Annotated in this window: 11 protein-coding genes; 4 read left to right on the top strand and 7 right to left on the bottom strand. The window is 72.5% G+C overall.

Annotated elements, in window-relative coordinates:
- Positions 1 to 87 precede the first annotated feature (87 nt).
- Positions 88 to 819: a NeuD/PglB/VioB family sugar acetyltransferase gene (locus ACN260_RS19570; RefSeq protein ID WP_422752471.1), complete on the top strand. Its 732-nt coding sequence runs from the start codon at positions 88 to 90 to the stop codon at positions 817 to 819.
- Here the strand turns inward: ACN260_RS19570 and wecB are convergent.
- Complete coding sequence (gene wecB, locus ACN260_RS19575) at positions 748 to 1,872, bottom strand: non-hydrolyzing UDP-N-acetylglucosamine 2-epimerase (protein WP_422752472.1); 1,125 nt, start codon at positions 1,870 to 1,872, stop codon at positions 748 to 750. The two genes, ACN260_RS19570 and wecB, sit on opposite strands and share 72 nt — an antisense overlap.
- Before the next feature lie 64 nt (positions 1,873 to 1,936).
- The gene (locus ACN260_RS19580; protein WP_422752473.1) at positions 1,937 to 3,178 is read right to left on the bottom strand and encodes a glycosyltransferase family 4 protein; all 1,242 of its coding nucleotides are present in this window, start codon (positions 3,176 to 3,178) and stop codon (positions 1,937 to 1,939) included.
- A 181-nt stretch (positions 3,179 to 3,359) separates the two neighbouring features.
- On the opposite strand from ACN260_RS19580, the gene gmd reads away from it, so the two are divergent.
- From gmd to ACN260_RS19595, 3 genes are read left to right on the top strand one after another with little or no spacing between them, the layout of a single operon-like run.
- Complete coding sequence (gene gmd, locus ACN260_RS19585) at positions 3,360 to 4,373, top strand: GDP-mannose 4,6-dehydratase (RefSeq protein ID WP_422752474.1); 1,014 nt, start codon at positions 3,360 to 3,362, stop codon at positions 4,371 to 4,373.
- Positions 4,370 to 5,572 (top strand): glycosyltransferase, encoded by a 1,203-nt coding sequence (locus ACN260_RS19590; protein ID WP_422752475.1) that lies wholly within the window; start codon positions 4,370 to 4,372, stop codon positions 5,570 to 5,572. Before gmd ends, ACN260_RS19590 begins: the two co-directional genes overlap by 4 nt.
- On the top strand, positions 5,569 to 6,693 hold the full coding sequence (locus tag ACN260_RS19595; protein WP_422752476.1) for a DegT/DnrJ/EryC1/StrS family aminotransferase: 1,125 nt from the start codon (positions 5,569 to 5,571) through the stop codon (positions 6,691 to 6,693). Before ACN260_RS19590 ends, ACN260_RS19595 begins: the two co-directional genes overlap by 4 nt.
- A gap of 30 nt (positions 6,694 to 6,723) precedes the next feature.
- Here the strand turns inward: ACN260_RS19595 and ACN260_RS19600 are convergent, their stop codons facing one another.
- From ACN260_RS19600 to glgC, 5 genes are all read right to left on the bottom strand, one after another.
- Positions 6,724 to 8,028 carry a hypothetical protein gene (locus ACN260_RS19600; protein ID WP_422752477.1) on the bottom strand — a complete coding sequence of 435 codons (1,305 nt, stop codon included), beginning with the start codon at positions 8,026 to 8,028 and terminating at the stop codon, positions 6,724 to 6,726.
- A complete protein-coding gene (locus tag ACN260_RS19605) occupies positions 8,025 to 9,344 on the bottom strand; it encodes a hypothetical protein (protein WP_422752478.1) in 1,320 nt (439 codons plus the stop codon). The genes ACN260_RS19600 and ACN260_RS19605 overlap by 4 nt, the downstream gene beginning before the upstream one ends.
- On the bottom strand, positions 9,341 to 10,744 hold the full coding sequence (locus tag ACN260_RS19610; protein ID WP_422752479.1) for a hypothetical protein: 1,404 nt from the start codon (positions 10,742 to 10,744) through the stop codon (positions 9,341 to 9,343). Before ACN260_RS19610 ends, ACN260_RS19605 begins: the two co-directional genes overlap by 4 nt.
- A 159-nt stretch (positions 10,745 to 10,903) precedes the next feature.
- Positions 10,904 to 12,541, bottom strand: coding sequence for a phosphoglucomutase (alpha-D-glucose-1,6-bisphosphate-dependent) (gene pgm, locus ACN260_RS19615; RefSeq protein WP_422752480.1), 1,638 nt, complete (start codon positions 12,539 to 12,541; stop codon positions 10,904 to 10,906).
- A 73-nt stretch (positions 12,542 to 12,614) separates the two neighbouring features.
- Positions 12,615 to 13,847, bottom strand: coding sequence for a glucose-1-phosphate adenylyltransferase (gene glgC / locus ACN260_RS19620; RefSeq protein ID WP_088645396.1), 1,233 nt, complete (start codon positions 13,845 to 13,847; stop codon positions 12,615 to 12,617).
- Positions 13,848 to 13,897 lie beyond the last annotated feature (50 nt).

Here is a 13,897-nt window from a genome sequence, read left to right on the forward strand (position 1 = left end):
CGCGCACGCCCGGCGGACACCTGCGGTGCCGTGCGGGGGTGACGGGCGGAGCGCGACCGGCGCTCCCCGTGGCCGAGGGGGCAACGGTTGACCACCGACGTGGTGATCGTAGGCGCGGGCGGGATGGGCAGGGAGATGTTCGGGGTAATTCGGCTGCTCAACGCCCGGGCGGTCGGTGCGCGGCCGTGGCGGGTCCTGGGCTTCGTCGACGACTACCCGACCGAGGAGAACGTGGCCCGGGTGCGGCGGCTCGGTGTCCCCTTCCTCGGTGGCACCCGCTGGCTCGCCGACGGTCCGGCGGGTCTGGCGGTGGCGCTGGGCGTCGGGCACCCCCGGCTGCGCCGCGAGACCGACGCGGCCCTCGCCCGGTACGGCCTGCCCGCCGCCACGGTGGTGCACCCGGCTGCGGAGATCGGGCCGGACTGCGTCTTCGGGGAGGGGCTGTTCGCGGCCGGTGGGGCCCGGGTGACCACGAACGTGGTGCTGGGCCGGCAGGTGCACCTCAACCAGAACTGCACCGTGGGGCACGACAGTGTGCTCGGCGACCACGTCTCGGTCAATCCGCTCGCCGCGGTCTCCGGCTACTGCCGGCTGGACGACGGCGTCATGGTGGGCACCACCGCCGCCGTCCTGCCGGGACTGCGGGTCGGCCGGGACGCCGTGGTGGGCGCGGGCGCGTGCGTCACCCGGGACGTCCCGGCGGACACGGTGGTCGCCGGGGTGCCCGCCCGGCCGGTGGTGCCGGGGTCAGCGGCGGATGCCCGCCCAGTCGTGGTGCCGGCGCACGGTCGACAGGATGAAGTCGACCACCCGGCGTGAGGTGTCGGGGACCCGGTAGTCCGGCGGGCAGTCGACCGGACCGGCCGCCACCTGTTCGACCACGACCCGTACCCCCTCCACCACGCCGGCCGGGTCGAGGCCGGTCATCACGATCGCCCCGGCGTCGAGCGCCTCGGGGCGCTCGATGGACTCCCGCAGGGTCACCGCCGGGAAGCCCAGGATCGCCGCCTCCTCGCTGACGGTGCCGCTGTCGGACAGCGTGCACCGGGCGTGCCGTTGCAGGGTCACGTAGTCGAAGAAGCCGAACGGCTCGTGGAAGGTGATGCCGTCCAGCAGCGTGCCGTCAACGGCGAGCACCTCCAGCCGCTTGCGGGTGCGCGGGTGGGTGGAGACCAGCAGCGGCAGCCGCCACTCGTCGCGTACCGCGCACAGGCAGTCGAGCAGCCGCCGGAGCCGGTCCGGGTGGTCGACGTTCTCCTCGCGGTGGGCGCTGACGACGAAGTAGCCGCCCGGTTCGAGGGCGAGCTGCGCCAGGATGGTGGACCGTTCGATCTGCGGCCGGTAGTGGTCGAGCACCTCCCGCATGGGTGAGCCGGTGTGCAGGATGCGGCGGGGGTGCAGCCCCTCGGCGAGCAGGTTGCGCCGGGCGTGCTCGGAGTAGACCAGGTTGAAGTCGGCGACGTGGTCGACCAGCCGGCGGTTGGTCTCCTCCGGCACGTTGAGGTCGAAGCAGCGGTTTCCCGCCTCCATGTGGTAGACGGGCACCTTCATCCGCCGGGCCATCAGCGCCGCGATGGCGCTGTTGGTGTCGCCGAGCACCAGCAGCGCGTCCGGCCGCAGCTCGCCGATCGCCTTCTCGGTACCGACCAGCACCGCGCCGAGCAGGCTGCCGAGCGACCGGGTGTCGGCCCGTAGGAAGCGGTCGGGCGGGCGTACGCCCAACTCGGTGAAGAAGATGTCGGACAGCGCCGGGTCCCAGTTCTGTCCCGTGTGCACCAACGTGTGCTCCACGGTGCGGTCCAGCGTGTCGATCACCCGGGCCAGGCGGATGATCTCCGGTCTGGTCCCGACGACGGTCATCACCCGGGTCACGGACGTCTCCTCGTGGTTGGTCTCGGTGGTTGCGGGCGTCGCCGGCCGGACGGGGCGACGGTGGTCATGACGTCCGGCCCTGCGGGGGCACCCGGTGCGGCGGTTCGTCGACCGCCTGCCACGCCTGGTCGAGCACGCTGACCCGGGGCCGGCTGAGCCGCCACCGGCGGTAGGCCTCCCCCGCGCTGAGCCGCGCCGCGCGCCGCTGGGCGGGCGGCGCGGTGGCGATCCGGGTGAGCAGCGCGCCCAGCGCCGCCGGGGTCAGCTCGGTGAGCACCTGCCCGCCGCCGTCGCGCAGCACGGACGTCCACGGCGTCCGGTCCGAACAGATCACCGGACAGTAGGCGGCGAGGCTCTCCGCGATGGCGTTGCCGAAGTTCTCGCCCCGGGTCGGCAGGACGGACGCGTCGTACCTGGCGAACGTCGGGCCGACCTGCCCGGGGGGCAGCTCACCCCGGTAGCTGACCACCGTCGGGTCCGGCAGGGCCGCCCACAGTTCCCGGCACCGTTGCCAGTACCTCGGGTCCTCGACCGGGCCGTAGACGTCCAGCCGGACCGGGGCCCGGACGTGGGCGAGCGCGGCGAGCACCAGGTCGAGGTTCTTCATCGGGGAGATCCGGCTGATGAAGACCAGCCGGGTGTGGTCGGCGGGCGGCAGTTCGGCCGGGGCGGGGTGCGGCTCGGGGCCGGCGGCGAGCGCCACCACCCCGATGCGGGCCCGGGGCAGCACCCGGCGGATGTCGGCGACCTCCTGCGGGCCGGTGGCGTGCCAGAGCACCCGGGGGCCCCGCAGCATCCACCGCCAGCCGGCCAGGAACACCCGCTTGCGCAGCCGGTGCAGGCCCAGGGCGGCCGCGCCGAACTCACCCCGGGGGGCCACCAGGATGCGTTCGGCCCGCAGCAGGCCGAGCCGGGCCGCGAGGATGGGAAGGATCGAGAAGACCGACCAGACGCTGTTGACGTAGAGCAGGTCGAACCGGTCCGAACGCAGCGAGCGCCAGAGCGTCCGCCAGTGCGCCGGGTGCCGTGGGCCGAGATAGAAGATGTCGGTGCGGCCCCGGCGTACCCAGGTGCCGGACAGGCCGGGATAGGCGGCGGGGCAACCGAGGTCGCGGTCGCGGGTCAGCAGGACGGTGGAGACACCGGCGCTGGCCGTGTCGAGCACGTCGGACAGGGAGCGGACGGGTCCTCCGGCGCGCCAGCCGGGGCTGAAGTAGCCGGCCGTGACGAGGACCCGGAAACTCTTCCCGTCGGCTTCGGCCAACCGTTCGTCGACTTCCGTCGCGGGGCTGGTGTCGCCGGCCATCCTCGCTCCTCGCTGAAGACACGAAACTGAATGGCCCAACGAGCGGGGAGGCTTTTCGTGACTAGGTTCCGCAATTATCGCGAAGCTGTCGAACATCAGCCGGAAACCCGCATCCAGCAGGGCTGAAGCCGGTATAAGGAAGTCGGCGGAAACACATCTGACCCGGCCCGAGAGGACCCCCATGTCGCGAGTGGCGCTCATATCCGGAACCACCGGTCAGGACGGTAGTTATCTGTCCGAGTTCCTCCTCGACAAGGGCTACACGGTGCACGGGATAAAGCGAAGGTCGTCCTCGTTCAACACCGAACGCATCGACCGGGTCGACGTCCATCCCCGCGACGGCGAGGCCCGGCTGTTCCTCCACTACAGCGACCTGTCCGACCCGGCGTCGTTGACCGCGCTGATCCGCGACATCCGGCCGGACGAGATCTACAACCTCGGCGCGCAGAGCCACGTCCGCGTCTCGTTCGACATCCCCGGCTACACCGCCGACGTCACCGGGCTCGGCGCCCTGCGGATGCTGGAGGCGGCCCGGGCGGCCGACGTCGACTGCCGCTTCTACCAGGCTTCCTCGTCGGAGATGTTCGGTTCCGCCCCGCCCCCGCAACGCGAGCAGACCCCGTTCCACCCGCGCAGCCCGTACGCGTGCGCCAAGGTCTACGCCTACTGGACGGCGGTCAACTACCGCGAGTCGTGGGACATGTTCTGCGTCAACGGCATCCTGTTCAACCACGAGAGCCCCCGGCGGGGCGAGAACTTCGTCACCCGCAAGATCACCCGCGCGGTCGCCCGGATCGAGGCCGGCATCCAGGACAAGCTCTACCTGGGCAACCTCGACGCCGTCCGGGACTGGGGCTACGCACCGGAGTACGTCGAGGCGATGTGGCTGTCCCTGCAACAGGACACCCCCGACGACTACGTAGTGGCCACCGGCGAGGGGCACACGGTGCGCGAGTTCGTCCAGGCCGCCTTCGACCGGGTCGGGCTCGACTGGCAACGGTACGTCGAGATCGACCCCCGCTACTTCCGGCCGGCCGAGGTCGACGCGCTCATCGGCGACTACACCAAGGCCCGGCGGCGGCTGGGCTGGGCACCCAAGACCCTCTTCGGCGACCTGGTACGGATCATGGTGGACGCCGACCGGCAACTGCTGGAGGACGAGCGGATGGGCCGCCTCGTGCGGGTGGACCGATGAGGATCACCGTCGAGGCCACCCCCATCCGGCCGGGCCACGCCGCCGGGGTCGAGGCGTTCACCTACGGCCTGCTCACCGGTATGGCTGCCGACACCACCTGCGAGCTGCGGGTGAACGTCCTGCGGGGCACCCTCGACCAGTGGCGCGACCAGGTGCCCGCCGAGCGGATCGGCTGGGCCGAGGTCACCCAGCCACTCCGCTCGGACACCGCCCCCGGGCAGTTGCTGCGCCGGTGGACACCGACCCGGGTCCGCGACTCGGTCGCCGTACGCCGGGCGGTCAACGCGGTCCGGCACCGTTCGGTGCCCCGGCAGCGCGGCGCGGACGTCACGCTCCACCCGTTCCACAGCGCCCCGATCGGCTCCGGCCCGTCCGTCGTCGTCGTACACGACCTGCGGCACCTGCGGGCCGCCTTCCACTCCCCCGGCTTCGCCGCGGTGGTGCGGGAGAACGTGGCCCGCGCCGACGCCGTGGTGGTCACCTGGCCGCACCCGTACCGGGAGACGCTGCGGCTGTTTCCCGAGGCGGCGGAGCGGACCGCGCTCATCCCCACCCCGACGTTCCAACCCGCGCCCGACCGCGCCGCCGCGCACCCCGAACCGGGCCTGCTGCTCTACCCGTCCTCGACGGCGACCCACAAGAACCACGCGACGCTGCTGGAGGCGATGGCGCTGCTGCCGCAGTGCCGGCTGGTCTGCCCCGGTCCGCTGGTCGAGCCGGACGCCAGCCGGCTGCTCGCCCGCGCCGCGCAGCCCGACCTGCGCGGCCGGGTGTCCTTCCCCGGGTTCGTCACCCTCGACGAGCTGAACGCCCTCTACGCCCGCGCCGACGCGGTGGTGATCCCGTCGCTGTGGGAGGCGGCGAGCGGCGCCATGCTGGAGGCGTTCAGCTGGGGCCTGCCCGTCGCCTGCGCGGACGCCGAACCGCTGCTGGCACAGTTGGAGTTCACCGGGGCCGAGGCGGCCGTCTTCCGGGCCACCGACCCCGCCGCACTGGCCGCGGCGGTCTACCGGCTGCTGGCCGACCGGTCCCGCTACGCCGCCGCCGCCCGGCACGCCGACAGCCGGCTGGCCGCCCGCACCTGGACGGCGACCGGCGGCGACTACCTCGACGTGCTGCGCTGGGTGGCCGACGGCCGGCCGGGACCGATGCCGCGGTCGGCGTTCGCCGCCGAACTGACCGGGGAGGAAACCGCGTGAGCCTGACCGACGACCGTTATCCGGTGGCCCGCCCGAGCCTCACCGACCTGGAGGAGCGGTACGTCGTCGAGGCCCTGCGCAGCGGCTGGGTCTCCTCCCAGGGCCCCTTCCTCACCGACTTCGAGGACCGCTTCGCCCGCCGGTGCGCCGCCGGCACGGCGGTGGCCACCGCCAACGGCACGGTCGCCCTGCACCTGGTCCTCGCCGCCGCCGGGATCGGTCCGGGCGACGAGGTCATCGTGCCCGCGCTGACCTACGTGGCGACCGCGAACGCCGTCGCGTACTGCGGGGCGCGGGCGGTCTGCGTGGACGTCCTGCCGCAGAGCTGGTGCGTCGACCCGGCCGCGGTCGCCGCGGCGATCGGGCCACGGACCCGGGCGGTCGTCGCCGTCGACCTGTACGGCCACCCCGCCGACTATCCGGCCCTGCGCGCGCTGTGCCGGCGGCACGGCCTGCTCCTGGTCGCCGACGCCGCGGAGTCCTTCGGGGCCACCCTCGACGGGGAGCCGACCGGTTCCCTGGCCGACGCCACGACCTTCTCGTTCTTCGGCAACAAGGTGATCACCGCCGGCGAGGGCGGCTGCGTGACCACCTCCGACGCCGCGCTGGCCGAGCGGATGCGGCTGCTGCGCAACCAGGGCATGGACCCGCAGCGGCGGTACTACTTCCCGGTGCTGGGCTACAACTACCGGATGACGAACCTGGCCGCCGCACTGCTCTGCGCCCAGCTCGACCGGGCCGACGAGATCATCGCCCGGCGGGACGCGGTGATCGGCGGCTACGAGGCGCAGCTCGCCGACGAGCCGGCACTGTCGGCCCAGCCGGTGCTCGCCGGTGTCCGCCGCGCGCCGTGGATGGCCTGCTTCCTGGTCGGGCCCGCCGGGGACACCGGCTCCCGGGACGCGCTGGCGCTGGCGCTGGACCGGCTCGGCGTGGAGACCCGGCCCTTCTTCGTGCCGATCCCCGAACTGCCCGCCCACCACGATCCGGCGGCGCACTGCCCGGTGACCGTCGACCTGAGCCGGCGTGGCATCAACCTGCCCACGTATCCGGAGCTGACCGAGCCGGGGGTCAAGACGGTGGTGGAACGCGTCCGCGCCGCCCTGGCGGCCGTCGGCTGAGTCCTCGTCCCACCCGGTCCCGCCCCCGGCTCAGCCCATGGGCGGGACCGGGTGGTGTCGACGGTGAGCCGGGGGGTGGGACCGGGCATCCCACCGGTGGGCCGGCGTGTGGCCGGCCACCCGCCGCAGCAGCAGCAGGTAGCTGCCCGCCCAGGCGACCGCGCTGACCAGGGCCAACGCCGCGAGGGCACCCGCCGCGCCGGTCGCCCCACCCAGGACCGCCGCGGCGACGACCACCGGCACCCGCAGCCCGCCCAGCAGGACCCCGAGCAGGATCGCCCGGCGGCTCGCCTGCTCCACCCGCAGCCCGGCGAAGCCGACGGCGGCCGGCACCGCGAACAGGCTCTCCAGCGCAAGCAGCACCAGCAGGCTGCGGGCCAGTTCCCAGTTGCCACCCAGCAGCATCCGGCCCAGCGGGTCGGGCAACAGGGCGACCGCCGCCGTCACCGGCAGGACACCGGCCGCCACCAGCAGCGAAACCCGCACGGCCGCCCGGGACCGGACCGACCGGGACGCGCCACGGGTACGGGCCAGGTAGGGCAGGGTCAGCGTGGCGGCGGTGGACAGCAGCAGGTTCACCGGCCCCAGCAGGGTCCGCCCGGCACTCAACGCGCCGACCACCGGGGTGCCCGCGAAGGCGGCCACCGCGCTCAGCGACACCTGCGCCGACCCGGTGGTGAGCAGGAACTGCGTACCGAATCCCAGCGCGACCCGGCGCTGCGCCCGGTCGTCGTACCAGCCGGGCCGCAGGCTGTAACCGCGCCGGACCGCGACGACCACGCCCACCACGCCGCCGCCGACCGCCCAGCCGGCCACCACCCACGGCGCGTCGACCAGTCCGAGCAGTCCGGCCAGCGCGGCGCAGCAGGTGACCGCCGCCCAGGTCGCCTCCTGCCACAGTGCGCCCGACGGTACGCCGAGCCCGACGGCGACCGCCTTCGCGTGGTCGTAGAGCACCAGGCCCGGTAGGGCGAGTCCCACCCCGACCAGGTAGGCCGACCCGTAGGCCACCCCGGCGGCACCGACCGGACCACCGCAGAGCAGGCCGAGCAGGACGACCCTCCGGGTGGCCGAGGCGACGCCCGTCCCCGCTGCCAGCGTCGCCTCGGTCACCATGCTGCGCACCAGCCCGGAGCCGAGCACGTAACACGAGAACGCCAGCGCGAACTCGCCGACCCCGCCGATCGACTCCAGCCGGGTGACGGTGACCGCCACCAACAGGTTGCCCCCGCTGGACAACCCCCCGACGACCAGCGCCAGCAGTGCCCGGTGACCGCGTCGAGGGGCATCCGGGAGACCGGCGCGGCCGGCCCGGGAGCGGACCGGGACGGTCACCGGACGGCACCCACCGGTACGGTCACCTCGTCGTCGCGGCCGGCGGGGCCGCTGCGGGTCAGCCACAACAGCAGGAAGACCGGCGTGGCCGACACCACGTGTTGCAGGAACCCGATGGTGCAGTCGGGATAGGTCCCCGACCAGAGCAGCACGTCGGAGAAGACCAGGCAGAACAACGTCAGGCGGGCGGGGCCGGGCCGGCTCCGCCAGCGCAGCAGCAGCGCCACGAAGCCCGACCAGAAGGCGTGCACGGCCACCATGCCGGCGGGTCCGTCGAAGAACCAGATGTTGCCCAACAGCAGGAAGGTGTACGACGACGTCGGTCCCCCACCGAGGAACTGGTTGATCTGCTGCCCGGTGGACAACGCCGGCCGGTCCGGATCGAGCACCCGGGGCACCAGCCCGTACCTGAAGTAGTCGGTGACACCGGGCTGGCCGATCTCGACCGGCACCGCGAACGCCGCCACGGCGGTGAGCTGGCTGTCCAGCCGGAGCCGGTCGACGGCGGTGACCTGGGTGTCCACCACCACCCCGCGCTCCTCCCGGATGGCGTTCCGCTGGGCGAACATGGCCGGCCAGGCGAGCAGGAGCACCACCGACCAGAGCAGGAGGTGACGCAACCGGAAGACCCCGCAGACCGCCCCGGCGGCGGCGACGAAGAACACCAGGGCCACCAGCGGCGCGGACCGGGCCGTCAGCACCGCGACGTACGCCTCCACGCCGACGAGTACGGCCACCCAGCAGTACAACCGCCGCAACGACAGCCGGCCGCTGAGGTGGCTGCCCACCAACAGGGCGAAGCCCAGGGTGCCCCAACCGGAGAAGAGGGCGCACACCATCGCGACAGGGCTGTCGGACAGGTCGCCGGACACCTGGGCGACGATGGTCCCCCGCCCGAGGTGGGCCCCGATGACGCTCGCCGCCATCCCGGTCAGGGTCACCAGCCGGGCCACCGGGTAGATCCGGGGATAGCCGGCGGTCGCCTCCCGCATCCCCTGCCGCCACTGCGGATCGGGACGCCCGAGGAACAGGCCCAGCGTCTCCACGCTGACGCTGCCCAGCAGGGCCAGCCCCACCAGGAGCACGATGAAGCCGGTCTGCGGGTTGTCGTTGAGCACCGCCATCGGGAGGATGAACACCGCGTACGGGGCGAGCACCAGGAAGCTGACCGGATAGCACCGCAACAACCCGCCGACCAACTCCCGCTGCCGACGGGACCACGGGCCGGTTCCCGGGCGGGGCCCCGCACCGCCCCGGTAGGTCCCGGCCGCAGGCTCGACGGCCACCGGGTGGACAGCCGTCCTGGGCCCGATCACCAGGCGTCCCCTTTCCGGTGCACGACGAGCCGGCCGCCGACCCGCAAGGCGACGGGGCGGCCACCGGCCCGGTGCACCCCAGGGGGAAGGTGGGTGCCCGCAGGCGGCACGCCACGCCCCGGCCGGCGCGGCGACCACGGGGCGATGCTGCGGGTCAGCCACAACAGGAAGAAGACCGTCATGGCCGACACCACGTGTTGCAGGAAGGCGATCGTCGAGTCGGGGTAGGTGCCGGACCACAACAGCACGTCGGAGAAGACCAGACAGAACAGGCTCAACCGGGCCGGGCCGGGCCGGGCCCGCCAGCGCAGCAGCAACGCCACGAAGCCCGCCCAGAAGGCGTGCACGAGCACCACCCCGACCGGCCCGTCGAAGAACCAGATGTTGCCCAGCAGCAGGAAGTTGGAGGCGGACGTCGGTCCGCCACCGAGGAACTGGTTGATCTGCTTCCCGGTGGACAACGCCGGCCGGTCGGGATCGACGATCCGGGGCACCAGCCCGTACCTGAGGTGGTCTACGAGGTCCGGCTCATCGAGGTCGACCGGGACGTCGATGCCCGCGACCAGGGTCAACTGCCGGTCCAGGCGGATCCGGTCCGCCGCCGTCACGGCATCACTGACCTCGATACCCTGGTCCTGCCGGATCTCGTTGCGGTACTCGAAGATGGCGGGCCAGAGCAGAACCAACGCTACCGTGCCCAACAGCAGGTAGCGCAGCCGGAACACACCGCAGACCACTCCTGCGGCCACCGCGAAGAAGACGAAACCGATAAGCGGTGCCGTGAGGGCGGTCAGCATGGTGACGACCGCCTGGGTGGTGACGAGCGCGGTGAGCCAGCCGTACAGCTTGCCCCGGGACAGTCGGCCGCCCAGGTGACTGGCGACCAGCAACGCGAAGCCGAGCGCCCCCCAGCCGGAGAAGAGCTTGGTCAGCGCCACCATCGGCGCGTCGGACAACTCCCCGGAGATCTGCGCGACGATGCTCCCCCGCCCGAGGTAGGCGCCCAGCAGGTCGGCCGCCATGCTGGTCAGCGTCACGAGCCTGGCCACCGGGTAGATCCGGGGATAGCGGGCCGTCGCCTGCCGCATCCCCTGCCGCCACTGCGGATCGGGACGCCCGAAGAGCAGACCCAGCGTCTCCACCGAGACGCTCCCCAGCAGGGCCAGCCCCACCAGGAGCGCGATGAAACCCGTCTGCGGGTTGTCGTGGAACACCGCCATCGGAAAGATCAGCAACGCGTACGGGGCGAGCACCAGGAAGCTGACCGGATAGCAGCGCAACAGCCGACCGACCAGCTCCCGCTGTCGTCTCGACCGGGCGCCTCGGGTCAGGCGGACCGCCCGGGTGTCGATGACGTCGATCCGCGGTCCAGGGTCGGTGACCACCCTGGACCAGACCATCAGATGTTCCCCTCACTGTTTTCGGTCGCCCCCTGCGCAACGAGGCAGCGGGGGCGGCGACACGCTCATCGGGAGAAAACCCCGGAAACGGGCGCAGACGACTACGCCCCGCCGGTCACCGTGCGGTGACCGGCGGGGCGCGACGACGTCGTCCGGCTGTTAGCCCAGCACCTCGTCGACCAGGGACTTCGCCTCGTCCTGGATGCGGGCCAGGTGCTCGGGACCCTGGAACGACTCGGCGTAGATCTTGTAGACGTCCTCGGTGCCGGACGGCCGGGCGGCGAACCAGCCCGACCCGGTGGTCACCTTCAGCCCGCCGATGGCAGCCCCGTTGCCCGGGGCGCTGGTCAGGGTGGCGGTGATCGGCTCGCCGGCCAGCTCGGTGGCGGTGACCTGCTCCGGGGAGAGCCGGCCGAGCACCGCCTTCTGCTCCCGGCTGGCCGGTGCGTCGATCCGGGCGTACGCGGGCGCGCCGAAACGGTCGGTCAGCGCGGCGTAGTGCTCGCTCGGGGTCCGGCCGGTGGTGGCGATGATCTCGGCGGCGAGCAGGCAGAGCAGGATGCCGTCCTTGTCGGTGGTCCAGGTGCTGCCGTCGCGGCGCAGGAAGGACGCCCCGGCGCTCTCCTCGCCGCCGAAGCCGACGGTGCCGTCGAGCAGCCCGGGGACGAACCACTTGAAGCCGACAGGCACCTCCAGCAGCGGCCGGCCCAGGTCGGCGGCGATCCGGTCGATCATCGAGGAGGAGACCAGGGTCTTACCGACGGCCGCCGCCGGCCCCCACTGCGACCGGGTACGGAACAGGTGACCGATCGCCACCGCCAGGTAGTGGTTGGGGTTCATCAGGCCACCGTCGGGGGTGACGATGCCGTGCCGGTCGGCGTCGGCGTCGTTGCCGGTGGAGACCTGGAACCGGTCCCGGGCGGCGATCAGGGACGCCATCGCGTTGGGCGACGAGCAGTCCATCCGGATCTTGCCATCGCCGTCGAGGGTCATGAACCGCCAGGTCGGATCGACCAGCGGGTTGATCACGGTCAGGTCGAGGCGGTGCCGCTCGGCGATCTCACCCCAGTAGGCGACGCTGGCCCCGCCGAGCGGGTCGGCGCCGATCCGCACCCCGGCGTCGCGGATCGCGTCGATGTCCAGCACCGACGGCAGGTCGTCGACGTAGCCGGCGAGGAAGTCGTACGTGCCGGTGGTGTCGGCGGCGCGCGCCCGCGCGTACGGGATGCGTCTGACCTCCTTGAGCCCGGCGGCCAGGATCGCGTTCGCCCGGTCCTGGATCCACTTCGTGACGTCGGTCTCGGCGGGCCCGCCGTTGGTCGGGTTGTACTTGAAGCCGCCGTCGTCGGGCGGGTTGTGCGAGGGGGTGATCACGATGCCGTCGGCGAGCCCGTCGGTGCGCCCGCGGTTGTGGGTGAGCACGGCGTGCGACAGCGCCGGGGTGGGGGTGTAGCCGTCGCGGCTGTCCCGCAGCACGGTCACCCCGTTGCCGGCGAGCACCTCCAGCGCGTCGGCCTCGGCGGGGGCGGACAGCGCGTGGGTGTCCCGGGCCAGGAACAGCGGCCCGGTCAGGCCCTGCTGGCGGCGGTAGTCGCAGAGCGCCTGGGTGACGGCGAGGATGTGGTCGGAGTTGAACGCGTTGCGCAGGCTGGACCCCCGGTGGCCGGAGGTGCCGAAGGAGACCTGCTGCGCCGGGTCGTCCGGGTCCGGGTGCTCGGCGTAGTAGGCGGTCACCAGCCGGGGCACGTCGACCAGGTCGGCGGGCTCGGCGGGCTGTCCGGCACGGGGGTGGGCCACTGCGGAAACCTCCTCGGGTGGTACGGGGTGGGTGCGGTGTCTTCCCGGCGGCGGCCGGGTCACACACCCGGGCTCAGGGCTCGACGCGCTGCCCCTTGCCGATGACGACGACGCCGTTGTCGGAGACGGTGTAGCGCTGCCGGTCCTTCTCCAGGTCGACCCCGATCTCGGCGCCCTCGGGCACGAAGACGTTCTTGTCGAGGATGGCCCGGCGGACCACCGCGTGCCGGCCCACCTCGACGCCCTCCATCAGCACCGCGCCGTCGACCTGCGCCCAGGAGTGCACCTTGACCTTGGGCGAGACCACCGAGTTCTCCACCAGCGAGCCGGAGATCACCGCGCCTGGCGAGATCATCGAGCCGACCGCCCGGCCGACCCGCTCGCCCCACTGGTGGACGAACTTCGCCGGCGGGTACGGCGGCTGGTCGGTGTAGATCGGCCAGTCGAAGTTGTAGAGGTTGAACACCGGGTGCACGTTGATCAGGTCCATGTGCGCGTCGTAGAACGAGTCGAGCGTCCCCACGTCCCGCCAGTAGCCCCGGTCCCGGTCGGTGCTGCCGGGCACCTCGTTGTCCTTGAAGTCGTAGACGTTGGCCTCGCCCCGCTCGACGAGCATCGGGATGATGCTGCCGCCCATGTCGTGCTTGCTGGTCTTGTCGGCCGCGTCCCGCTCGACGACCTCGCAGAGCGCCCGGGTGGAGAAGACGTAGTTGCCCATCGAGGCGTAGATCTGGTCGGGGGCGTCGGGCAGGCCGACGGCGTCGGTGGGCTTCTCCCGGAACGACGTGATCCGCTTCCCGTCCGGGCCGACCTCGATCACGCCGAACTGGTCGGCCATCGACAGCGGCTGCCGGATGCCGGCCACGGTCACCGCGGCGCCGGAGGCGATGTGGTCGTCGACCATCTGCCGGGGGTCCATCCGGTAGATGTGGTCGGCGCCGAAGACGATCACGTAGTCCGGCTGTTCGTCGTTGATCAGGTTGAAGCTCTGGTAGATCGCGTCGGCGGACCCGGCGAACCACCACGGGCCCCGGCGTTGCTGGGCCGGCACCGGCGTGACGTAGTTGCCGAGCAACGTCGACATCCGCCAGGTCTTGGTGATGTGCCGGTCCAGGGAGTGGGACTTGTACTGGGTCAGCACGACGATCTTGAGAAAGCCGGCGTTCGCCAGGTTGGACAGGACGAAATCGACCATGCGGTACATCCCGCCGAACGGGACGGCCGGCTTGGCCCGGTCCGCGGTGAGCGGCATGAGGCGCTTGCCCTCTCCGCCGGCCAGGACGATCGCGAGCACCTTGGCAGCCATGACCAGACGCTATCCATACCGCTGCGACTTCACCACTCGTACGGGCACAG

It is taken from the genome of Micromonospora sp. WMMD708 (genome assembly GCF_049315245.1).
Lineage (GTDB): Bacteria > Actinomycetota > Actinomycetes > Mycobacteriales > Micromonosporaceae > Micromonospora > Micromonospora wenchangensis.

Bases quoted from the DNA above. Each gene is read 5' to 3' on its own strand.
- ACN260_RS19610 (WP_422752479.1), bottom strand. From the start codon at position 10,744: ATGGTCTGGTCCAGGGTGGTCACCGACCCTGGACCGCGGATCGACGTC.
- gmd (WP_422752474.1), top strand. From the start codon at position 3,360: ATGTCGCGAGTGGCGCTCATATCCGGAACCACCGGTCAGGACGGTAGT.
- ACN260_RS19580 (WP_422752473.1), bottom strand. From the start codon at position 3,178: ATGGCCGGCGACACCAGCCCCGCGACGGAAGTCGACGAACGGTTGGCC.
- glgC (WP_088645396.1), bottom strand. From the start codon at position 13,847: ATGGCTGCCAAGGTGCTCGCGATCGTCCTGGCCGGCGGAGAGGGCAAG.
- ACN260_RS19590 (WP_422752475.1), top strand. From the start codon at position 4,370: ATGAGGATCACCGTCGAGGCCACCCCCATCCGGCCGGGCCACGCCGCC.